Genomic DNA, 21,168 nt, shown 5'->3' with positions numbered 1-21,168 from the left:
TACAGGCACACGCGCCCGGCCCTGGCGAGATGCCGGGAGCCGAGCGCGCGTGCCGCTGTCGCCGGTTCAGCCGGCGGTCGGCGAATCAGCCGACGGTCAGGGAGATCGGCCCGGCCAGCACCGAGTAGCCGTCGTTGGCGAGGTAGTACACGTCGTACGCGCCCGCGCCGTTGAGCTTGCCGGTGGAGAAGGTCAGCGCGCCGCTCGCGTTGGGCGCGTACGCCCAGGCCGATGAGGACTGCCGGCCGGGGACGACGCCCGCCGGGTAGATGCCGATCCAGTTCTTCGCACTCACCTGCGCGGCGGAGGGCACCGCGTACCGGAAGGTGACGTTGCCGCCGTTCGCGACCGCCTTCTGGCCGCCGGTGAGCGTCGGCTTCGTGGCGGTGGACGGTGCGAAGGCCGCGTTCAGTGGCGTCGCGTAGGTGTCGTTGGCCGTCAGGCCGGGCAGGCCGAGGGCCCCCTCGATGGTGCGGGCGATGCCGTAGTGGTCGTAGTGGGCCGGGCTGCTGGTGCCGGCCGGGACGGTGCCCTGTGAGCCGACGACCGTGGTGACGATGTGGTTGTAGGCCTCGCTGTTGCTCTCGTCCCAGGTCAGGATGAGCAGCGAGCGCTGCTGGGTCCAGGCGGGGGAGGTCAGCACCGGGGCGAGCGTCTGCTTCAGCCAGCCGTCCTGCGTCTTCAGGCTGGTGGGAGAGCCGTTGCCGGAGGCCTCGCCGTCGTAGTAGTCGTCGGCGGCGATCCAGGAGAAGTTCGGCGTGGTCGCGGCCGACTGGAGGTCGGTGGTCAGCTGCGTGGTGTCGAACAGGTGCGCGGCGCAGCGGGAGGCGTTGCCGCTGATGTCGGTGTAGTTGATGAACGGCGCGTCGTCGGGCTCGTAGTAGCGGTCGAAGTTGTTGCTGGTGTTGCAGGGCGTGCCCATGCCCTGTTCGTAGGCCTTCCAGCTCTTGCCGGCCGCCTCGATGGTGTCGCCCAGGTTGCGCTGCGGGGAGTTGATGTTGGGCCAGTAGGTGGCGCCCTTGGCGTAGGTGTCGCCGCCCGCGACGGCGAGGTAGTTCTCGTCGCTCGGGTGGTAGACGCCGTGGAAGTCGGTCAGCGTCGCGCCCTGCCCCATCAGGCTGTGCATGAAGGGCGTGTCCGCCGGATCGTTCATGATCGCGGAGTAGTCGGTGTTCTCCATCATGACCATGAACACGTGGTCGTAGCCGGGCACCTTGGAGGCAGGCGGGGTGAGCGCGGCCGGCGCGTTGACCGGTGCGTTCAGGGTGAGCGAGAGGTTGTCGAGGTAGCCCGTCTCGTGGGACGTCGACAGGAACTGCACCTCGACCTGGATGGACCGGGTGCCGGTGGGGACCGAGCCGGTGGTGGTGCGCGAGAGGAACTTGGTGGCCAGGCCCCGGTCGCTCGCGGAGACGGTGGGCAGCTTGGCGGTCGCGCCGATCGGGCGGCCGTTCACGTCCTGGAAGTGCAGGCTGACCCCGACGTAGCCGCTGTAGGCGGTCCAGCCGCCGAGCCAGCCGGAGAGGTCGTAGTCGACGCCCCCGCCGTCGATGGCGGCGGCGGCCGAGGAGACGTCGACGGTCTGTGTCATCGCGCCGTCGCCGAAGTTGCCGGGTCCGAAGAAGGCCTTGCCGGGCGCCTTGCCGTCGCTCGGCAGCCCGAAGGAGCCGGCGGTGTGGCACATGACGTCCGGACCGCCGGCCTCGGTGGTCCAGCCGGGCACGGTGGAGGCGCTGCTCCAGTCGTCGGTGCAGTAGCCGCCGGCCTCCGCGTCGCCGTTGACGATCAGGTTGCCGCTGCCGCCCGCCGCCTGGGCGGGGGCGGGAGCGGAGACGATCAGTGCGCCGAGGAGGGTGAGTAGCCCGCCGTGGGATCTCCAGCGCAGTCGCATGCGTATACCTCGTCCCGTTGCTGTGGGTGCCATGAGGATGGTGCGTGTCAGGGCCTGGCTGTGCGCCATGAACGGGACATAGGTACCGGCCGCCCTTGTCGGGCGGAAGAACCGCGACCAAACTTGTTCAGACAAGTTTGGGTCGCATCGACAGGACGCCGGAGATCACCACCCCTGCTCGCACGCCGCGGACGCTTCCGTCCGCAGCCGGAACCAGATCGTCTTGCCGGTGGCCGTACGCGTGGTGCCCCAGGCCTCGGCGAGCAGGTCGAGCAGCTCGGTGCCGCGCCCGCCCTCCGCCTCGGGGTCGACGACATGGCGTACGGGAGCGGCGTCCCGGGTGTCCTCGACCTCGCACAGCAGGCGGTCGCCACGCAGCTGGAGGTTGAGCCGCACGGAGCCGGAGGTGTGGCACAGGGCGTTGGTGACGACCTCGCTGACCAGCAGCTCGGCGGTGTCGACCAGATCCCGTACGCCCCAGTCGGCCAGTTGCGCGGTCACCAGTCGCCGGGCCTGACGAACCGAGGTCAGGTCCCGCCGCAGGGGCCAGGAGGCGTCCCAGGCGGTGGCGCGGGCGCGCGGCGCGTCGAGCGGCCGCAACGGCTCGAAGACACGGGACCACATCGCCCGCTGCCGGGCCAGACGCGACGCCCCCTTCCCCAGGGGGCGGTGTTCTGCGAGGGGGTTGGTGGTGCGACCCAGAGCCCGGGCGGCCATGGGAATCAGTCCCTTCGGGGGTACGAGCTGCCTGCGCCATTTCCGTAGCAGCTGCTACACCTATAAGGTACATGTAGCGGACGCTACAGTAAATACTTGTACAAAAAATGATGAAACGGACAGAGCGGAGAGGAGCGCGCATGCCGCGTCCACCCGACCCGGCCAAACGTCGTGACCTGCTCGAACGCATTCGGTCGTACGTCATCCACAACGGCCTGGCGGACCTGTCCCTGCGCCCGATGGCCCGGGCCCTGGGGACCAGCGACCGCATGCTGCTGTACTACTTCGACACCAAGGAGCGCATGGTCGCCGAGGCGCTCGCGCTGTACGAGGTGCGCCCGCTCCTGCGCGTCCGCGGTCTGCTCGACACCATGGGCACCCCCCGGGACGCCGCGGCGCTGCGCCGGTTCGCGGAGGAGATCTGGCGGCAGTTCAGCGGCCCCGACATGCGCGCCACGCTGCCCCTCTACCTGGAGGTGATGAGCGCCAGCGTGCTGCATCCCGAGCGGTACGGCCCCGTCATGCGCGTTCTTCTCGGCGAGTGGACGGGCTTGGTGACCTCCCTCTTCCGTGGACTGGGCATGCCCGAGCCGCGCGCCCGGACGGAGGCCACCCTGCTGGTCGACGCGATGTTCGGCCTGCTGACCGCGCCCCTGGCCGACGGGGACTGGGACCGGGCGGGTGCGGCATGCCACGCCCTGCTCGACCGCCTCGAACCCGGCTGGCGCGTCGGCGACCCCGCATGACGTCCCGGAACCTGCCGCACCCTCACGATCCGTGCGGCGAGGGCGGTTTCACGCCCGCCGGCACGTTCATCGACGTCACCGGGTGACGACACAGCGAAGCGGTTCGCATCAAGTACCGGAAACCGCAATCCCTCGGCCGCCGCCTTCCGTATGCATTCCAGGGGACACAAACCGGACCACCACCCGGAACACCCGCTCTCCGGAGCCTCGTTGCCCAGCGATTCGATGCCCCTGAACACCTGGAGTCAGGATGAACTCCACGCATGCCGCCGAAGCCGGCCTCACGGGACTGGCCGCGGGCTGCGCCATCGGCAACACGGTGCTGCACACGGTCCTCGTCCCCGACCACCTGGCGGAGATGTTCTACATCGGCGTCCTGTTCGCCGTGGGCAGCGCCGTCATGCTCGCCGTGGCGGTGGCGCTGATCGTCATGAAACGTCCGCTGATCGCCTGGCTGACCGGCACGCTCGTCAGCCTCGGCATGATCATCGCCTTTGCGTTCTCCCGCACAGTGGGCCTCCCGGGCGGCTATTACGAGCCCGGTTGGGAGTCGCCGTACGGCCCGCTGTCCCTGCTCGTCGAGGGGCTCTTCGTCGTGGCGTTCCTCGCCTGGCTCGGTGTCCTGACCGCGCGGGGCGCCGCCCCCAGACTGCCGTACAGGGCGGCGCACGAGCAGGTCCCGGTGGGGTCCGGCGCGGCCCGCCGATGACGGCGCATTCGATGAAATCGGCACGTTTTCTTCCGAAACGCCATCCAATTCCCGTTCTGCACCGTATGTGATACGAGGCATGTTGCAACTGGAGGAACCTCATGGCGATTTTCAGTCGGCTGTTCCCGGCCAACCATCGTGACCACGGTGACAACACGTCACACCACGGCCACGGAGGAGACAGGGACAACCACCACGACCACGACCGGCACGGCCACGGGCACGACCACGGCGAGGGGCACCACGACCACGGTCACGGCCACTCCGGTCACAACTACTGACACCAGACCGAGCGGACCGGTGACCGGGGGAACCGGTCCGCTCCGCCGTCGGTGCGCGACGGAGCCGAACCATGGTGCGTGTCCCCTGGCAGATCCCTCGCCGTGCCCTGCGGCGTCTGCTGGCCGTGGGCGCGGATCCCGACTCCGCGAGCACCGTGGTCACGGCGGCGCCGCCGGTGCCGCCGCGCGAGGTGTTCCGGCGCTTTTGGCCCTACACCCGGGGCCGTCGGCCCTGGCTGGTGCCGCTCGTACTGTTCAGCCTGGTCGGGCCCCTGGTCGACGCCGGCGAACTGTGGCTGTTCAAGATCGTGGTGGACGACGTGCTCGTCCCCCGCGATCTTAGGCCGTTCGTCTGGATCGCGCCGACCTATCTGGCGCTCGTCGTCGGCTCGGGCGTGCTCGGCTTCGCCGACGACATGACGTCCACCTGGGTCGGCGAGCGGTTCCTGCTGGCCCTGCGCTCCGACGTCTTCCGGCACGTCCAGGGGCTGTCGCTCGGGTTCTTCGAGCGCCGAAGGCTCGGGGACGTGCTCTCCCGTGTCACGGGTGACGTGGACTCCGTCGAGACCTTCATGCTCTCCGGGGTCGCGGACGGCCTGTACCACCTGGTCCGGCTGGGCGTCTTCCTCGGGCTGCTCTTCTACCTCCGCTGGGACCTGACGCTGCTCGCGCTCGCCATCGTCCCGCTGTTCTGGCGTTCCGCCCGGCACTTCTCCCGGCTGATCAAGGAGGCGTCCCGGGAGCGCAGGCGCCGCAGCGGCTCGCTGAGCGCGGTGGCCGAGGAGTCGCTGGGCAATGTCGTGCTGGTCCAGGCGTACAACCGGCAGGACTGGGAGGAGCGCCGCTTCGAGCGGGAGAGCCTCGGCACCTTCCACGCGACGATGGCCTCGACCCGCATCCACGCCGTCTACGGCTCGCTCGTCGAGGTCATCGAGGTGGCGGGCGGCCTCGCCGTCATGGGCCTCGGCACCTGGAAGCTGGCCCAGGGCCAGCTCACCCTCGGCGGCCTGCTGGTCTTCCTCGCGCTGATCGGCAAGCTGTACAGCCCGATCCGCGGCCTGTCCCATCTGGGCAACACCTTCTACGCCGCGTCGGCGTCCGCGGAACGGATCATCGAGCTGCTCGACCAGCGGCCCCAGGTCACCGAGGCCCCCGACGCCCGCAGGATCGGCCGGGCCCGGGGCGCCGTCGAGTTCGACGGCGTGTCCTTCCGCTACCCCGGCACCGCGCGCCGGGCCCTGTCCGACGTGTCGTTCCACGTCGCTCCCGGCGAGGTCCTGGCGCTGGTCGGGGCCAGCGGGGCCGGCAAGTCCACGGCCGCCAAGCTGCTGCTGCGCTTCTACGACCCCGACCGGGGCGCGCTCCGGCTCGACGGCACGGATCTGCGGAGCCTGCGCGTGTGCGACGTACGCGAGAACGTCGCGGTGGTCCTTCAGGAGACGTTCGTCTTCCAGGGCACGGTCCGGGAGAACATCGCCTACGGCCGGCCCGGGGCGAGCGAGGCGGAGATCGTCGCGGCGGCGCGCGCCGCGGACGCCCACGAGTTCATCCAGCGGCTCCCGGCGGGCTACGACACGGTGGTCGGCCAGCGCGGCCGGACCCTGTCCGGCGGACAGCGCCAGCGTCTGGCCATCGCACGCGCGATGATCAGGGACGCGCCCGTCCTCCTCCTCGACGAGCCGACCACCAGCCTCGACGCGCCGTCGGGCCTGAAGATCATGGAGCCACTGCGCCGTCTGATGGCCGGTCGGGCCACCGTCGTCATCTCCCACGACCTGCTCACCGTCCGCGACGCCACCCGGATCGTGGTGCTCGACGGCGGCCGGCTCGCCGAGTCCGGGACCCACGACGAACTGCTGGCCCGGGACGGCGCCTACGCCCGGCTGCACCGGCTCGGCGCCGCGACCGGTCACCCGGAGCGGATGCCCACCACGCGACCGGGGACGGTGCTGTCATGACGGACGGAGCGGAGGGATCGGGCGGACCGGGCGAGCCGGAGGGCGTGGGCGGACCCGACCGCCCGAGCGGACCGCCCCTCGCGCGGGCACCCGGCACCCGTCCGGTCCCGGGCTACGAGCTCTTGGGGCATCTCGCACGCACCAGTTGGCTGGACGTGTACGACGCCTGGAGCGAGGAGCGGGCCTGCCGCTGTGTGATCAAGGTGGTCCGTCCCGACCGCCGCGACAAGGCCGACCTGGGCGACCGGCTCCTGCGGGAGGGCCGGTGGCTGCGGGTCTTCACGCATCCGCACCTGGTCCGCGCGTACGAGCTCTTCACCTCCCCGGAGCCACTCGTCGTCCTGGAGACCCTGACCGGGGAGACGCTGTCCCACCTCGTCCGCCGGTTGCGGCGTCGGCTGTCCGCCGGGGACGTGGCCACCCTCGGTGTGCAGCTGTGCTCCGCGGTCCACTATCTGCACGGCCAGGGCCTGCTGCACCTGGACCTCAAGCCGTCCAACGTCGTGGTGGACTGCGGGCACGCGAAGGTGTTCGACCTCAGCGTGGCCCGGCCGCCCGGCCCCGCGCCCGCCGGGTTCGGCACGTACGGCTACATGGCACCGGAGCAGGTGCGCGGCGGAAGACTGTCGGCGGCGGCCGACGTGTGGGGCATCGGCATGACCTTGTACGAGGTGGCCAGTGGTGCCGTGCCCGTCTCCGCGGCGCCGATCGCCACGCGTCGCCGCCTGCCCCGCGCACTCGCCGCGGCCGTCGACGCCTGCCTGCGGGCGGACCCGGCGGCCCGGCCGACGGTCCCCGAGCTGACCAGGGCCCTCGGCGCGGCGCTTCCGGGCGAGGGGATCCGCCGTGCGGGGTCCGGCGGTGAGGGACCCGGCATCGCCCTGTGCTGAGGGAGCGCGCTCCTTCGCGGGCCCGGCGAACCGTTCCTACGCGCCGACGGCCAGCGGACCCGTCGCGAGCACGGTGCCGTCGGGTGTCGTCACGCGAGCGCCCGAGACCGCCGAGGGGTCGACGGAGGCGGGGGCGCCCCAGGAGCCGCTGCCGCTGCGCAGGGTGAACGTGCCCACGCGCACCGTGGAGCCGTCCTTGTGCTCCAGCACGCAGTTGATCTTGCCGTTGTACGGGCTGCCGGCCTGGGCGAGGTTGACGGTCATGAAGACCCAGCCCTCGGGATTGGTGTGCGCGTAGACCTCGCCGACCGGCTTTCTCCCGGCGGCGGTCGCGGTCAGGTCGCCGGACAGCATCTCGGTGTTGACGGCGGAGCTGCGGGAAGGCCCGGCCAGGACGTGCTCGACCGCCGTACCGGCCGCCCAGCCGCCGAACCCGATCGCGACGACGAACGCGGCCGCGACGGAGGCGAACCGCAGCCGTGCCCGGCGGAAGGAGCCCTTGCGCGCGGTGGACGCGCGGGCGTGCCCTCGCCCCTCGTGCGCCGGCGCCTGCCGGGTCAGCTCTTGTGCCACCCGGGTCTCGAACCCGACCGGCGGTTCACTGCCGGGGAGCAGGCCGATCAGCCCGTCGCCCACGAGGGTCAGCTGCTCGACGTACTCGCGGCAGTCCGCGCAGCCGTCCAGATGGGCGAGCGCACCGGCGCGTTCCCGTCCGGGCAGCACACCGAGCGCGAGCTCGGCGCCGATCTCCCGCAGCTTCTCGCAGGTCATGTCATTGGACATGGTCGCCTCGTTTCGGAGACGCGAGCGTGGTCCGCAACTTGCCCATCGCCGTCCTGACCCTGGTCTTGGCGGTGCCCAGCGGGATCTTCTCGGAGTCGGCGATCTGTTGGGCGGTCATGCCGTAGATACCCGCCATCACCAGGGCGCGGCCCTGTTCGGGCGGCAGCTCGGCCACGGCCGCCCGCAGCCGGGTGGACGCCTCGTCGGCCAGCGCCTGCTGCTCCGGCGTCTCGCTGACCTCCCCGAGGATCGCTTCGAGGTCCTCGGGCGCCACCGGCTCCGGCCGCCGGGAGCGGACGGCGTCGATGGCGAGGTTGTGGGCGATGGCCGTCAGCCAGGTCCGCACCGACCCCCGGCGCGCGTCGTAGATCTGCGCATGACGCCAGGCGCGTTCGAACGTCTGCTGGGCAATGTCCTCGGCGAGCTGTGGATCCCCGATGACCGCGAGGGCGACACCGAAGACCGTGTGCTGGAACCTCCGTACGAAGGTGACGGCGAGCTCCGGATCGCCTGTGGCCAGCCCGGACAGCAGTGCCTCGTCCGAGAGTCGGCTCACTGGAAACCGGAATCTCGACATACCTGTATATACGGCCCATCCACCCCGGGGGATTGCCCATCCACCAGGAATGCGGAAGTCCATATTCCGATTTTCCCTCGTTCGCGTCTCGCGCGCCCCCACCACGCGCCCGACATGGGGCACGGCCGTGGCGGGTCACTCGTGCCGCGGCGGCCTCATCCACCCCAACGACCGTTCGACGGCCCGCTGCCAGTTCTCGTACTCCGACTCCCTCCGCCCGGGATCCATGTCCGGCAGCCACTGCCCGGCCCGGTGCCAGTGCCGCCTGAGGACCTCCAGGTCCGCCCAGTAGCCCGCGGCGAGCCCGGCGGCGTAGGCGGCGCCCAGGGAGACCGTCTCGGCGACCATCGGCCGCACCACGGGCACGTCGAGCACATCGGCGACGAACTGCATGAGCAGGTTGTTCGCCGTCATGCCGCCGTCGACCTTCAGCAGCTTCAGCGGGACCGGGAAGTCGGCGTTCATGGCGTCCACGACCTCCCGCGTCTGCCAGCCGGTCGCCTCCAGGACGGCCCGGGCCAGGTGCCCCTTGGTGATGTACGAGGTCAGGCCGACGATGACGCCGCGCGCGTCGCTGCGCCAGTGCGGAGCGAACAGCCCCGAGAACGCGGGGACGATGTAACAGCCGCCGTTGTCCTCGACGGTCCGCGCGAGGGTCTCGATCTCCGGCGCGCTGCTGATCAGCCCCAGCCGGTCGCGGAACCACTGGACCAGGGAGCCGGTGACGGCGATCGACCCCTCCAGGGCGTAGACCGGGGGCTGGTCTCCGATCTTGTAGCCCACGGTGGTGAGGAGTCCGTGCCGGGACCGCACGACCTCGGACCCGGTGTTGAGCAGCAGGAAGCTGCCCGTTCCGTACGTGCACTTCGCCTCGCCCGGGGAGAAGCAGGTCTGGCCGAACAGGGCGGCCTGCTGGTCCCCGAGAGCGGCCGTGATGCGGACGCCGGGGACGACCGAGCGGGCCTCGCCGTAACTCTCGGCGGAGGAGCGGATCTCGGGCAGCATGAGGCGGGGCACCCCGAAGAACGCCAGCAGCTCTTCGTCCCAGGTGAGCGTGCGGATGTTCATCAGCATCGTGCGGCTGGCGTTGGTGGCGTCGGTGACGTGCAGACCGCCGTCCACGCCCCCGGTGAGGTTCCAGATCAGCCAGCTCTCGATCGTGCCGAACAGCACCTCGCCGGCCATGGCCCGCCGCTCCAGGCCGCCGACGTGGTCGAACAGCCAGCGGATCCGCAGCGCCGAGAAATAGGTCGAGGGAGGCAGACAGCACCGATCGAGGAAGTACTCGTCCCCGGGCGCCCGCCTGAGGTCCTCGACCAGCGGTGCCGTACGCGTGTCCTGCCAGACGATCGCCCTGCCCAGCGGCGCACCCGTGTGCCGGTCCCAGAGCACGGTCGTCTCACGCTGGTTCGCGATGCCGATGGCGGCGACCTGGTCCACGCCGATGCCGGCCTCGGACAGGGCGTCGGGGACGACGCGCTGCAGGGCGCGCCAGATCTCGACGGCGTCGTGCTCGACCCAGCCCGGTCTGGGGAAGTGCTGCTGGTGCTCCCGCTGCGCGACCGACGCCAGCCGCCCCTGATGGTCGAACAGAATGCATCGGGTGGAGTTGGTGCCCTGATCGACGGACATTACGTACCGTTCCACCATGATCGGATCTGCCTTCCGATGTGTCGACAAGGCGGTGGGGGGATTACCAGCGAGCAGCCCCCAGGTCTCGGGAGATCGCCCGCGCGGCCTCACGGAGCAGAGTGATCAGGTTCGGCCGGGGCCGGCCGTGGCTGTCACAGATCCTCTCGACCGGCCCGGACAGCCCCAGCGCACCCACCACGAGACCGCCCTGACCCCGGATCGGGGAGGCGACGCCGGCCTCGCCCATGCTCATCTCCTGGACCTCGACGGCCCAGCCCTGCTCCCGGACCTCGGCGAGGGCCTCGGTGAGCCGCTCCGGGGCGATCACGGTGTGCCGGGTGTACATCTCCAGGCCGGAATCCAGGGCCGCCTCCACGGGCGCCGTTCCGTAGGCCAGCAGGACCTTGCCGAGCGAGGAGGCGTGCAGCGGCAGGAGCGTGCCCACGTCCAGGGTCTGGAGGGTGTCGTCGGGCCGGAACACATGGTGGACGATGAGGACCTTGCCCTCCAGGGGGGTGCCGAGGCGGACCGCTTCCCCGCTGCGGGCGGCCAGGGCATCGGCCCAGTTGATCGAGCGCGAGCGCAGCTCGTTGACGTCGAGATAGCTGGTGCCGAGATGCAGCAGGGCGGCCCCGAGCTGGTACTTTCCCGTCGCGGCGTCCTGCTCCACGAAGTCCACGTGCTGGAGCGTGCGCAGGATCCCGTGGGCGGTGCCCTTCGCCAGCCCGAGCGAGGCCGCCACCTCGCCGAGCCCGAGTCGACGGGGTCCACCGGCGAGCAGACGCAATATCGCCGCCGCCCGTTCGATCGACTGGACTGGGCCGGTCATGAAGCGAGCCTAGTACCGCCCCGCCGTGTCCGCTTTACGTGCAGTCGGCCGGTTCGGTGCCGGGTTGTAAGGAGCCGTTCGGTAATGCCGACCGGTGTTCATTGACCCCGTTCGTCCCGCTCCATAACGTGCACTGAGGCCCGGTAGAAGCGCACGGGGCCCGGCATCAGGCCGACAGCGCTCACCCGAGGAGAGCAGATGGCTGTACAGCTGGACATGGTGCCTTGGGAAGCAGTCGAGTACGTCGCTCCGCTGCCACATGTCCCGGGCGCCGTCTCGGCCCTGCGACGACAGGTAAGGGCGCTCCTCGACGACTGGCGGGTGTCGCCGGAGATCGTCGACGACTCACTTCTGGTGGTGTCGGAGCTGCTCACCAACGCGATCATGCACGCCGTGCCCCCTGCGGAGCTGCGGCTCTCGTGGGACCGGCGCGACGGACTCAGCACCCTGCGGATCGAGGTCACCGACGGTGGTCCCGTCCTGGCTCCGGGACAGTCGCTCCTGGGGATCGACCCGGACGAGCACGGCCGCGGCGAGAGCATCGTGCACGCGCTGGCGACGCGCCACGGCATACGCGTGCATCCCGGCGGGGTGACCCGGTGGGCGGATCTCGTAGCCCTGTGACGGCACACAACACCTGAAGCCACGGAAGGCATGACGGCACACAAGGCGCGAGACTTCTTCTCCGCTCTGCGCCGAGCCCCCGCATCGCGGACCGTATCTGTCCGCAACGGCGCATAGGTTCGTCTCATCAACCGCAGGGTCGGCAGAAGGCGGCAGACATGGCGAACATGCAGGGCATCTCCGTTCTCACGCGTGCGCACGACTATCTGCGCGAGGTGGTCGCCGCCGCGCCGGAGGGAGCCTGGGGTGTACCGACGCCGTGCAGCGAGTGGACGGCGCGGCAGGTCCTCAATCACGCACGGATCGACCAGCAGGCCTACGGACTCGCCCTGACCGGCGGTCGCCCGGACAGCGACCCCTTCCAGCCGGCCGACGCCCTCGACGGCGACCCGGCGGCCGAGCTGGACAAGATACTGAGCGCGGTGGCGGACGCGTACACGCGGCTGCCCGCCGACGCGGAGCAGGTCCCCACGCCGCTGGGCCCGATGCCGCTCGCCCAGGCCGCCGCGACGGCCGCGATGGACGCGGGCGTCCACGCCTGGGACATCGCCGTCGCCACCGGCCAGGGCCGGAGGCTCGACGACGCCCTGGCCGACGGCATCCGGCCGGCCGCGGACCGGCTCGTCGACCACCTGCGCGACGCCTACCGCGTCTTCGCGCCGGCCCGGCAGCCGCGCGCCGACCACACCAGCGCCGAGGCGCTCCTCGCCCACCTGGGCCGCGACCCGCACTGGACACCCGCCGTGCGCTAGACATCCGCGCGCGGCTCGGCTCGGCTCCTAGGAACCGGCGTCGTGCGCCGCCTCGGGTGCCGTGTCCTCGGGGTGCGCGGGGCGGGACTCGACCTCGGGCGGCCCCGGCCCACGGCGTCGGGCCAGGGCCGCCGCGCGTCGGTGGGGGACCGCCCGCCCGAGCACGTGTCCGAGACCGGCCGACAGGCCCGCGAGGATGAACAGGACGAGCAGCTCGCAGACGCTCAGGATCCGGTTCAACAACCGGCTGGGTTCGGGACGATGGCCCAGGCGCGGGGCGGCTCGGTCCTGAGGGTCGACGGTGACCAGGACCCGTTCGCCGACGGTCAGCCGTGTGGTCTCCGCGTCCAGCGCGCGGTGGGGTACGCCGGGGGGCGGGGCCATGTCGTAGGTGTACGTCGGGTCGGTCTCCTCGCCCAGGTCGGTGTAGTTCCGGTGCACGTGCTCCCGCTGCACCACGGCCGTCACCTCCCTGCCGCGGTCGTGCAGGATCCGGGTCTCGGCGTCCAGCGTCCCCGCGAGGGAGCGCACCGCGAGGACGATGCCGAGCGCCCACCCCACGGCGCTGTACTCCGCACCGGTCGCCAGCCAGGCCGCCACCCCGACGACGGCGCTCGCGCTCAGGGCGATCGCCGCCGACCAGGTGTCGCCGTGGCCGACGCCGAGCCGCTCGAAGCTCCTCGCGCCCCGGATCAACGCGGCGCCGACCGCGAGTCCCAGCACGGCACTCACCGCCGCGACCGGCACCGCCCACGGCCGCTTCGCCCCGTACGCATCGCGCATGACCGCCTCCCCCGAACCCGGCGCGCCGACAACCGACTTGTCCCCGAATCCGCGACGGGTTACCCGTACAACCGCTGCCGACGGCCAGGCGTCCGACACGGTGAACCCGGACGCGCCGTCCGGCCGTTCATGTCAGGCGGGGGAGGCCGCAGTGACGCCGGACGACCCGAACAACCAGAGCGACTCGCGCGACCCGAACGACAGGGAACCGGCGCCGGTGCTGGCGCACGTGCGGGTGTGGCTGTTGTGCGCCGCTGTGGCAGCGGGCGGCGCCGCCCTGAGCTGGCACGACAGCCCGGCGCTGGTGCCGATGTTCACCGCGTTCGCCATGATCGACGACGTGGCCAAGGGCGTACGGCACCGCTGGCCGGCCCTCCTCGCAGGCACCCTTGCCGGATGGGCGACCCTGATCGGCGCGGACGCCGCCCTGCCCACGCCCGCCGATTCCGACTGGCGCACCTACTCGGCCTTCACCTCCGCGAGCCTGGCCGCCCTGGCCGTCTTCGTCGTCGTCACCCGGCTGCCCGGGGTACGCCCCACCGGGCGGTGAGGAGTCGGTGGCCCGCCCTCACGGCATCGACAGATCGATGGCGCGGTCGACGTCCTGCGGCCGCAGGACGCGCAGGATGCCCTCCAGCAGGTAGTAGTCGGCGTAGGGCAGGGAGATCTCGATGCCGTCCTCGGCCGGCCGGTTCCGCGTGCAGCGTGCGACCACCGCGTCGGCGCGCGAGGAGTTCCGGGTCAGGCAGGTCTCGCAGAGCGCGGTGAGCACCCGCAGTGCCGCCTGGCGGTACTCCGGTGCGCCCGTCGCGGCGGACAGGTCGAGCAGGCCGCACGCCATGATCGCGCCGGCCGAGGCGTCGTTGACGTCGTAGGGCTGCTGGGGCGCCCGGTAGTCCCACACCGGAACGTGGTCGCCGCTCAGCGCTCCCAGCGCGAAGTCGGCGAGCCGGCGGGCCGTGGCCAGGAACTGCCGGTTCCCGGTGCGGCGGTACATGGTCGTGAAGCCGTAGATCCCCCAGGACTGGCCGCGCGACCAGCAGGAGGCGGGGCTGTAGCCCTGCACGGTGGCGGGGCCGATCGGCGCGCCGGTGTCCGGATCGAAGTCGTAGGCGTGCGGGATCGATCCGTCCGGGCGGGGGAACACCCGCTGGGCCGTGGTGGCGTGCTCCCGCGCGACGTCGAGGTACTTCTCGTCGCCGGTCCGGCGGCTCGCGAAGGCCAGCAGATCGAGATTCATCATCGTGTCGATGATGATCCGGCCCGCGTTGTGCGGATCGTTCAGCGCGCCCCAGGCCCGGATGAAGCGCCCGCGCGGGTTGTAGCGCCGGATCAGCGAGTCGGCCGCCCGCACGGCGCCCGTGAGCCAGCCGTCCTCGCCGGTCAGCCGCCAGGCCGTGACCCAGGAAGGGCAGAAGAGGAAGCCGAGATCGTGCGTGCCGGTGTCGTACTGGCGGGGTGCGAGCCGTTGCGCCGAGTCGAGTGCCAGCCCGCGGAAGGTTTCGTCTCCGCTGTGGAGGTACGCCATCCAGAGCGTCCCGGGCCAGAAGCCGCCGACCCAGTCGCCGTTCTGGGAGTACACCTACTTCTCGAACTTCGTGCCGACGGGGAACGCCGTCACTCCCGGCGCGACCGCCCCGATCTTCTCCACCGCGTAGTCGGCCGCCGCGCGCAGGGTACGCACGGTGGCGGCCGGTGCCGGGCCGTCGGCCGCCCGCGCGGTCTGCGCCGAGGAAGCACCTGCGGCCGTGACGCCGACCGCCGTGGCCAGCACCGTACGCCGGGAAACACTCATGACCGCCTGCCCCCAACTGCTCGCTGTCGCAAGGAAGTTGGCGCGAGCCTCGCACAGGGGCCACCGGCATGTACACCCACGTGAGCGATGTTCATCTCCATGAACGAACCGGGTCTTGTCGCGGACCGCCCCAGGCACTTCAATGCTCCCTACCTCCCACAGGAGAACGCCTGTCCCACACACCCAGTGAAGGGGTTCTTCTTGACCGCCCTACGCGCCACCGCCGTCACCGCAGCGGCCTGCGCCACCGTGCTCGCCACCGCGCTGCCCTCGTCCGCGATCAACTCGTACAACGCCACACCCGCGCCCGAACGCACCGAGGTCGGCGCGCTCGTGGCCACCTGGGACAACGACGACGACCCGGCCACGCCGGACCGGGTCGACTGGGTCTGCTCGGGCACGATGGTCGACGCGAACACGTTCCTGACGGCCGCCCACTGCACCACCGACTGGCCGGACAACGTGCGGTTCTACGTCTCGCTCGACCAGGACGTCCAGGCCGCACTGGACGCCGCCGCGAAGCAGTACCCGGGCGACCCGGCCGCCCAGGCGAGCGCCGTCGCCGTCGAGGGCACCGCCCACAGTCAGCCCGACTACCCGGGCCCCGCCTCCGACCCGCACGACATCTCGGTGATCGAGCTCCCCGCCGCGAAGGTCGCCGCCCGCTGGTCCTTCACCCCGGCCGCCCTGCCGACCGCCGACCAACTGGGCTCACTGGCACCGCAGGGGCTGAACTCCGCCGCGTGGACGGTCGCCGGGTACGGCACGCAGGAGGCGGTCAACGGCCCGGGCGGACACACCCACCCGGGCGGCGGCGTCCGCATGAAGGCGCCCGTGACCTTCCACGCCCTCAACAAGGCCTGGGTACGCCTCGGCATGACCGCGCCCCAGGGCAACGGCGGCGCCTGCTACGGGGACTCCGGCGGCCCGGACTTCGCCGTCCTCGGCGGAAAGCGCGTCCTCGTGGCCACGACCATCACCGGGGACACCCCCTGCTACGCGACCAACGTCGCCTACCGGCTCGACACACCGGGAGCCCGTTCCTTCCTGTCCCCCTTCGTGCAACTGCCGTAGCCGACCCCGAGAGACCGCCGGCCGTGCGGCGCCGGTCGCGGTGCGCCCGAGGGCGCCCGCGCACCGGCGTTCGGCGACCTCTTGTGTGCACTCCCGCCAGGCCCGTTACAGTCGGGCCAGTGCTTGGGGAAACAGGCACCCGACCGCAGGACGATGCGTCTGTCATCCAGCGAAAGGAAACGGCCTGATGAGCCAGGAGCCGGAAGGCAAGGTGATTCCCCTGCACGACCCGTCATCCGACCGGGAGGAGGACGAGCGGCTGCGGCAGCAGAACGCAGGACTGCGCAACCGGATGCTGGCGCGCACCTCCATATCCGCGGCCCAGGGCGTACTGATGGAGCGCTACCGGCTGCCCTCCCTGGGCGAGGCGTTCGACCTGCTGCGCCACACGTCCCAGCGGCACAACGTCAAGCTGCACACCCTCGCCGACGCCGTGCTCCGCACCCCCGGGCCCGACCGGGACGCGCACGTCTGGTTCCCCCGTCGCGTCCGCACCGCCCCTCCCCCGCTCACCGGCCTGACACCGGCCGAGCACAACGACGCCGCGGGCCCGGCCGGCGCCGTCCTCGGTGCCGCGCTGGACCGGGTCCTCGACATCACACAGACGCCCATGGGCAACGTCCAGCTCGCCGAGAACGGCCTGTTGCGGATGGAGCGGCACACGGGTCTGAACCGGCGGTTCGTCGACCACTTCACCTTCGTCGACGGCCCCGGCACCGCCTGCGGCCAGGCGGCGGAGAACCGGCAGCAGGTCACCGTCCGCGACGTGGCCTCCGCCACCGTCTTCGACGAGGAGTCCCGGCGGGTGATCCTGCACGCCGGCAGCCGCGCCTGCCACAGCGTCCCGCTGCTCGACGAGCGCGGCACGCCGCTCGGGGTGATCTCCTCCCACCACCCCCGCCCCCTGGCCGGCTTCACGCGCGCCCAGCTCGACGCCCTGGAGACCACCGGCGCTGTGGTGGGCCGCTGGCTCTCCTGGCACCGCCGCACCGTCATCCGCGACCCGCTGGAGGACCTGCACGCCACCGCCCAGCACGCCTGACGGCACGCGCGCGAGGACCCGGCCCCACCGTCACCGGACTCCGGACTCCACCATGTCCGGTTCGTCGGATTTTGGCGCTCGCCGTTACAGTCGGCGGGTGAGCCATTTCGAGGAGCACGCCGAAGGGGCCGGGCCCTTCATCACGCGGCTGACCTGGAAACCCGCCGAGGACATCATCGCGGTGTGGGAGTCGCGTCCGGCTCGCAAACGCGGGGTGCTCACCTTCCGCACCGCGGGACGGCGGGAAGCCGAGTCGCGGAGCGCGGACGCCGTCGCGCTCCGCCGACTGGGCAGGCTCAACACGATCGCCGCCCTCGCCTTCACCGTCGGAGGCGCGCTGTTCGCCCTCGGGGCCGGCGTCAGCCAGTTCGGCTCGGACACCGGGGCGAGTGCCACGATCTACTTCGTCGGCGGCCTGTTCTTCAACGCCGGCGGATACGCGTCCTTCCTCCAGGCGGTCAACTCCCCGCGCCGGAACAGCGCAACCGGCGCGCTGGAAACGCCGCGGTGGAGGTGGTGGAGCTACGAACCCGTCCGCATCGACTGGCTGAGCACCTTCATCCTGTTCGCGGGAACCCTGGTGTTCGGCATCAACCTTCTGGACTCGTTCCTGCACGGCCTCTCGGTCAAGGAGCTGAACAGGCTGATCTGGGCCCCCGACATGGTCGGCTGCTTCCTGTTCCTGGCCTCGGGGCATCTGGCGCTGGTGGAGGTCTGCCACGGCCGACCGGGCCTGCGCGTGCGCGACCTCGGCTGGTGGATCGTCGCGATCAACCAGCTCGGGTCGGTGCTCTTCCTGGTCGCCGCGCTCGCCGCGTTCACCCGCCCCGCGACCGGCAGCCTCGTCAACGTGAACATCGCCAACTGGGGCACGCTCACCGGCGCGCTGTGCTTCTCCGTCGGCGGTGTGCTCCAGTTCTACGAGCGTCCCGACAAACCGTGACCGACCACGAGCAGGAGGCCCACCACGGCCACCACGGCGCACACCGAGGCGGCGACGACGCTCCGGGAGGGCCCCACACCGGCCCGGGGCCGAGCGTGCCGCAGCTGCGCCCACAGGCGTACGGCCTCCCGCGCCTCGCGCCTGCGCTGCGTGGCCGAACGCAGGCGCACGGCGGCCGTGCAGGCGGCGGCGGTGACGGCCGCGGCGCCCGGCGTCCACCAGGTCTCGGCCACCAGCAGCAGCACGGCGAGGACACCGGCACTGCCCCATCCGGTCACACAGGCCACGGCGGCGGTACGCCGGGAGTCCGGCCGGTCCGCGCCGGCGCGCAGGTCGGCCACGGCCGGCAGGTACCAGACACAGCCGGCGGCGGTGACCAGCGCGGTCCCCAGGGCGGCAACGGGATGGGACACGGCCTACCTCGCGCCCGATTCGAGCGCGGCGATCTCCGGGTGGTGCAGGTCGAACGCCGGGGACTCGCTGCGGATACGCGGCAGGGAGGCGAAGTTGTGCCGGGGCGGCGGGCAGGAGGTGGCCCACTCCAGCGAACGGCCGTAGCCCCAGGGGTCGTTGCCCTCCACCGGCTCGCCGTACTTGGCGGTCTTCCACACGTTGTAGAAGAACGGCAGGATCGACAGGCCCAGCAGGAACGCCCCGATCGTGGACAGGGTGTTGAGGGCGGTGAAGCCGTCGGCCGCGAGGTAGTCGGCGTACCGGCGGGGCATTCCCTCGGCGCCCAGCCAGTGCTGCACCAGGAACGTGAGGTGGAAGCCGAGGGTGAGCGTCCAGAAGGTGATCTTGCCGAGGCGCTCGTCGAGCATCTTGCCGGTGAACTTCGGCCACCAGAAGTGGAATCCGGCGAACATCGCGTACACGACCGTACCGAACACGGTGTAGTGGAAGTGGGCCACCACGAAGTACGAGTCGGACAGGTGGAAGTCCATCGGCGGTGAGGCCAGGATGACACCGGTCAGGCCGCCGAAGACGAACGTGATCAGGAATCCGGTCGTCCAGAGCATCGGCGTCTCGAAGGACAGCGAGCCCTTCCACATGGTGCCGATCCAGTTGAAGAACTTCACACCGGTCGGCACCGCGATCAGGAAGGTCATGAACGAGAAGAACGGCAGCAGGACCCCGCCGGTGACGTACATGTGGTGGGCCCACACCGTCACGGACAGACCGGCGATCGCGATCGTCGCGGCGACCAGGCCCATGTAGCCGAACATCGGCTTGCGGGAGAAGACCGGGATGACCTCGGAGACGATCCCGAAGAACGGCAGCGCCAGGATGTACACCTCGGGATGGCCGAAGAACCAGAACAGGTGCTGCCACAGCAGCGCCCCGCCGTTGGCCGCGTCGAAGACATGGCTGCCGAACTTGCGGTCGCACTCCAGGGCGAACAGTGCCGCCGCGAGCACCGGGAAGACGATCAGTACGAGGACCGCGGTCAGCAGCACGTTCCACACGAAGATCGGCATCCGGAACATCGTCATGCCGGGTGCCCGCATGCAGACGATCGTGGTGATGAAGTTGACCGCGCCGAGGATGCTGCCGAAGCCGGACAGCGCCACGCCCATGATCCACAGGTCGGCGCCGAGCCCCGGGGAGTGAACGGCGTCCGAGAGCGGGGCGTACAGGAACCAGCCGAAGTCGGCGGCCCCGTCCGGGGTCAGGAAGCCGAACGCGGCGATCGAGGAGCCGAACAGGAACAGCCAGAAGGCGAGCATGTTCAGCCGGGGGAAGGCGACGTCCGGGGCGCCGATCTGCAGCGGCATGATCCAGTTGGCGAAGCCGGTGAACAGCGGCATCGCGAACATCAGCAGCATGATCGAGCCGTGCATCGTGAACGCCTGGTTGAACTGCTCGCTCGACATGATCTGCAGGCCCGGCCGGGCCAGCTCGGCCCGCATCATCAGCGCCATCACGCCGCCGACGAGGAAGAACACGAAGGCGGCGACGAGGTACATCGTCCCGATCTTCTTGTGGTCGGTGGTCGTCAGCCACTCCGTCCAGGACGGGCGTGCGGCGCCGCGCTCGGCCCGTCCGTCCCCGGCCCCGGCCCCGGTCCCGGACACCGCCGTGACCTCGGCTTCCGGCCGCGCGGCCCCCACCTGCTGTATGCGCACCTCGTCCACCGGACGGCGCCCTCCCCATCTTCACGATTCATCGACATGTCGACGTTCCGGAGGACGCGCGGGGCCGGTCGACGGACCCGGCCCCTCGGGACCGCCGCCCCATGATCGCCGCAGGGGTACCGGCCCCGGATAGGGCCGAACGGGCCCCGACCGGGTCCCGGCATGGGGACCAACAGCCCTCCCCGACCGGCCGCGGCGGGGCCCCGGCAGCAGGCGCCGTGCCCAGGGGGCACACGACCCGACGGTCACGTCGAGGCGACGCCCTCCACCGCGAGGCCGAGGCCCCCGCGGCCACCGGACCGAAAAGCGGAAGCAATGGTTCCGTGACATCAGTCACAGGGGCGCCGCGAAGTAGGCGGGTCGGATAGTAGATGCCGCTCTGTCGACATATGGGATTTGTCCGTCTTGGCACCGGCGACGAACGCGCCCGACTTGGCGGCATTCCCAACACTCGGCACTTTCGCCCGTTCTTCACACGCACAAGGCTTCTGACGGAGCATCAGGAGGCGGCGCAGTGCGTGTACGCCGGACACGCATGCACCCACGCCCGTGGCAAGGGCCGCCCAGGCCTACGAAGCGAGGTAGTACGAAGGACCTTTGCGTGCCCTGTCAAGCGGTCCTAAGAATGACGACCGCACTACGTCTCCGCAGTTCAGGAGTGGAGTCGGCGCAGAGCCAGCCGCACCAGAGGCGCTCGGCGACTACCGAGTGAGGTCACGCATGGGGAAGCACCGCAAGAAGCAGCACTACCGGCGGATGGTCATCGCAACCGTCGCCACGGGCATCGTGGGCGTACCGTCCGTCGCCCTGGCCTGTTCGGAATGGCCGGACGGAGGACATCCGCTCCAGCACGGACAGAACAGCGCGGCCGGGCAGTGGTGGAGCAAGGGCGACTGGGGCCGCCAGTGGAACCTCCAGTGGGACCACGTCCGGAACGCCGGCGGGCACGGCGGACACGGCGGGCACGGCGGACCCCGGCACACGGCGCCGACGGCTCCGGCAGCGTC

22 protein-coding genes and 1 pseudogene are annotated in these 21,168 nt (G+C 71.1%); 12 read left to right on the top strand and 11 right to left on the bottom strand.

Annotation, left to right across the window (positions count from 1 at the left end; genetic code table 11):
- Window positions 1–85 precede the first annotated feature (85 nt).
- Both IPZ69_RS38235 and IPZ69_RS38230 read right to left on the bottom strand, forming a co-directional pair.
- On the bottom strand, window positions 86–1,891 hold the full coding sequence (locus tag IPZ69_RS38235; RefSeq protein WP_235459319.1) for an alkaline phosphatase family protein: 1,806 nt from the start codon (window positions 1,889–1,891) through the stop codon (window positions 86–88).
- 165 nt (window positions 1,892–2,056) lie between these two features.
- Window positions 2,057–2,608 (bottom strand): ATP-binding protein, encoded by a 552-nt coding sequence (locus tag IPZ69_RS38230; RefSeq protein ID WP_235459318.1) that lies wholly within the window; start codon window positions 2,606–2,608, stop codon window positions 2,057–2,059.
- A gap of 140 nt (window positions 2,609–2,748) precedes the next feature.
- Here IPZ69_RS38230 and IPZ69_RS38225 point away from each other — a divergent pair, with 140 nt between their 5' ends.
- From IPZ69_RS38225 to IPZ69_RS38205, 5 genes are all read left to right on the top strand, one after another.
- Entirely contained in the window at window positions 2,749–3,354 is a 606-nt protein-coding gene (locus tag IPZ69_RS38225) for a TetR/AcrR family transcriptional regulator (RefSeq protein WP_235459317.1), read from the top strand.
- Between the two features lie 250 nt (window positions 3,355–3,604).
- Window positions 3,605–4,063, top strand: coding sequence for a hypothetical protein (locus tag IPZ69_RS38220; protein ID WP_235459316.1), 459 nt, complete (start codon window positions 3,605–3,607; stop codon window positions 4,061–4,063).
- A 101-nt stretch (window positions 4,064–4,164) separates the two neighbouring features.
- Window positions 4,165–4,344: a hypothetical protein gene (locus IPZ69_RS38215; RefSeq protein WP_235459315.1), complete on the top strand. Its 180-nt coding sequence runs from the start codon at window positions 4,165–4,167 to the stop codon at window positions 4,342–4,344.
- A 71-nt stretch (window positions 4,345–4,415) separates the two neighbouring features.
- The gene (locus tag IPZ69_RS38210; protein ID WP_235459314.1) at window positions 4,416–6,302 is read left to right on the top strand and encodes an ABC transporter ATP-binding protein; all 1,887 of its coding nucleotides are present in this window, start codon (window positions 4,416–4,418) and stop codon (window positions 6,300–6,302) included.
- Window positions 6,299–7,192, top strand: a complete 894-nt coding sequence (locus IPZ69_RS38205; protein ID WP_235459313.1) for a serine/threonine-protein kinase — start codon at window positions 6,299–6,301, stop codon at window positions 7,190–7,192. Before IPZ69_RS38210 ends, IPZ69_RS38205 begins: the two co-directional genes overlap by 4 nt.
- Window positions 7,193–7,228: 36 nt before the next feature.
- Here IPZ69_RS38205 and IPZ69_RS38200 read toward each other — a convergent pair whose 3' ends face one another.
- From IPZ69_RS38200 to IPZ69_RS38185, 4 genes are all read right to left on the bottom strand, one after another.
- A complete protein-coding gene (locus tag IPZ69_RS38200) occupies window positions 7,229–7,975 on the bottom strand; it encodes an anti-sigma factor (RefSeq protein WP_235459312.1) in 747 nt (248 codons plus the stop codon).
- The gene (locus IPZ69_RS38195) at window positions 7,965–8,552 is read right to left on the bottom strand and encodes an RNA polymerase sigma factor (RefSeq protein WP_235459311.1); all 588 of its coding nucleotides are present in this window, start codon (window positions 8,550–8,552) and stop codon (window positions 7,965–7,967) included. The genes IPZ69_RS38200 and IPZ69_RS38195 overlap by 11 nt, the downstream gene beginning before the upstream one ends.
- 135 nt (window positions 8,553–8,687) lie before the next feature.
- Window positions 8,688–10,202, bottom strand: a complete 1,515-nt coding sequence (glpK, locus tag IPZ69_RS38190) for a glycerol kinase GlpK (protein ID WP_268835559.1) — start codon at window positions 10,200–10,202, stop codon at window positions 8,688–8,690.
- Window positions 10,203–10,245: 43 nt separating this feature from the next.
- Window positions 10,246–11,013, bottom strand: a complete 768-nt coding sequence (locus IPZ69_RS38185) for an IclR family transcriptional regulator (RefSeq protein ID WP_235459309.1) — start codon at window positions 11,011–11,013, stop codon at window positions 10,246–10,248.
- Between the two features lie 198 nt (window positions 11,014–11,211).
- On the opposite strand from IPZ69_RS38185, the gene IPZ69_RS38180 reads away from it, so the two are divergent.
- Window positions 11,212–11,637, top strand: coding sequence for an ATP-binding protein (locus IPZ69_RS38180; protein WP_235459308.1), 426 nt, complete (start codon window positions 11,212–11,214; stop codon window positions 11,635–11,637).
- A gap of 158 nt (window positions 11,638–11,795) precedes the next feature.
- Window positions 11,796–12,389, top strand: coding sequence for a TIGR03086 family metal-binding protein (locus IPZ69_RS38175; RefSeq protein WP_235459307.1), 594 nt, complete (start codon window positions 11,796–11,798; stop codon window positions 12,387–12,389).
- A 27-nt stretch (window positions 12,390–12,416) separates the two neighbouring features.
- On the opposite strand, the gene IPZ69_RS38170 is transcribed toward IPZ69_RS38175, so the two are convergent.
- Window positions 12,417–13,172 carry a hypothetical protein gene (locus IPZ69_RS38170; RefSeq protein WP_235459306.1) on the bottom strand — a complete coding sequence of 252 codons (756 nt, stop codon included), beginning with the start codon at window positions 13,170–13,172 and terminating at the stop codon, window positions 12,417–12,419.
- 151 nt (window positions 13,173–13,323) lie between these two features.
- On the opposite strand from IPZ69_RS38170, the gene IPZ69_RS38165 reads away from it, so the two are divergent.
- Window positions 13,324–13,722, top strand: a complete 399-nt coding sequence (locus tag IPZ69_RS38165; RefSeq protein ID WP_235459305.1) for a hypothetical protein — start codon at window positions 13,324–13,326, stop codon at window positions 13,720–13,722.
- Between the two features lie 18 nt (window positions 13,723–13,740).
- On the opposite strand, the gene IPZ69_RS38160 is transcribed toward IPZ69_RS38165, so the two are convergent.
- Window positions 13,741–14,754 (bottom strand): glycoside hydrolase family 88 protein, encoded by a 1,014-nt coding sequence (locus IPZ69_RS38160; RefSeq protein ID WP_308407586.1) that lies wholly within the window; start codon window positions 14,752–14,754, stop codon window positions 13,741–13,743.
- Window positions 14,755–14,967: a hypothetical protein gene (locus IPZ69_RS47575; RefSeq protein WP_308407585.1), complete on the bottom strand. Its 213-nt coding sequence runs from the start codon at window positions 14,965–14,967 to the stop codon at window positions 14,755–14,757.
- A 201-nt stretch (window positions 14,968–15,168) separates the two neighbouring features.
- On the opposite strand from IPZ69_RS47575, the gene IPZ69_RS38155 reads away from it, so the two are divergent.
- The 3 genes from IPZ69_RS38155 to IPZ69_RS38145 all read left to right on the top strand — a co-directional run bounded on the left by IPZ69_RS38155 (window position 15,169) and on the right by IPZ69_RS38145 (window position 18,026).
- Entirely contained in the window at window positions 15,169–16,041 is an 873-nt protein-coding gene (locus IPZ69_RS38155) for a trypsin-like serine protease (RefSeq protein ID WP_235459304.1), read from the top strand.
- Between the two features lie 187 nt (window positions 16,042–16,228).
- The gene (locus IPZ69_RS38150; RefSeq protein ID WP_235459303.1) at window positions 16,229–17,083 is read left to right on the top strand and encodes a GAF and ANTAR domain-containing protein; all 855 of its coding nucleotides are present in this window, start codon (window positions 16,229–16,231) and stop codon (window positions 17,081–17,083) included.
- 97 nt (window positions 17,084–17,180) lie between these two features.
- The gene (locus IPZ69_RS38145) at window positions 17,181–18,026 is read left to right on the top strand and encodes a hypothetical protein (protein WP_235459302.1); all 846 of its coding nucleotides are present in this window, start codon (window positions 17,181–17,183) and stop codon (window positions 18,024–18,026) included.
- Here IPZ69_RS38145 and IPZ69_RS38140 read toward each other — a convergent pair.
- Both IPZ69_RS38140 and ctaD read right to left on the bottom strand, forming a co-directional pair.
- Window positions 18,002–18,439 (bottom strand): hypothetical protein, encoded by a 438-nt coding sequence (locus tag IPZ69_RS38140; RefSeq protein WP_235459301.1) that lies wholly within the window; start codon window positions 18,437–18,439, stop codon window positions 18,002–18,004. The two genes, IPZ69_RS38145 and IPZ69_RS38140, sit on opposite strands and share 25 nt — an antisense overlap.
- Window positions 18,440–18,442: 3 nt before the next feature.
- Window positions 18,443–20,152: an aa3-type cytochrome oxidase subunit I gene (ctaD, locus tag IPZ69_RS38135; RefSeq protein ID WP_445330184.1), complete on the bottom strand. Its 1,710-nt coding sequence runs from the start codon at window positions 20,150–20,152 to the stop codon at window positions 18,443–18,445.
- A gap of 729 nt (window positions 20,153–20,881) precedes the next feature.
- Between ctaD and IPZ69_RS38130 the strand changes: the two are divergent.
- Window positions 20,882–21,168, top strand: a pseudogene (locus IPZ69_RS38130) (CAP domain-containing protein); the annotation flags it as partial.

This window comes from Streptomyces olivochromogenes, from assembly GCF_021538895.1.
In the GTDB taxonomy this organism is placed as follows: domain Bacteria; phylum Actinomycetota; class Actinomycetes; order Streptomycetales; family Streptomycetaceae; genus Streptomyces; species Streptomyces olivochromogenes_A.
This window is presented reverse-complemented; position numbering and strand designations above follow the sequence as displayed.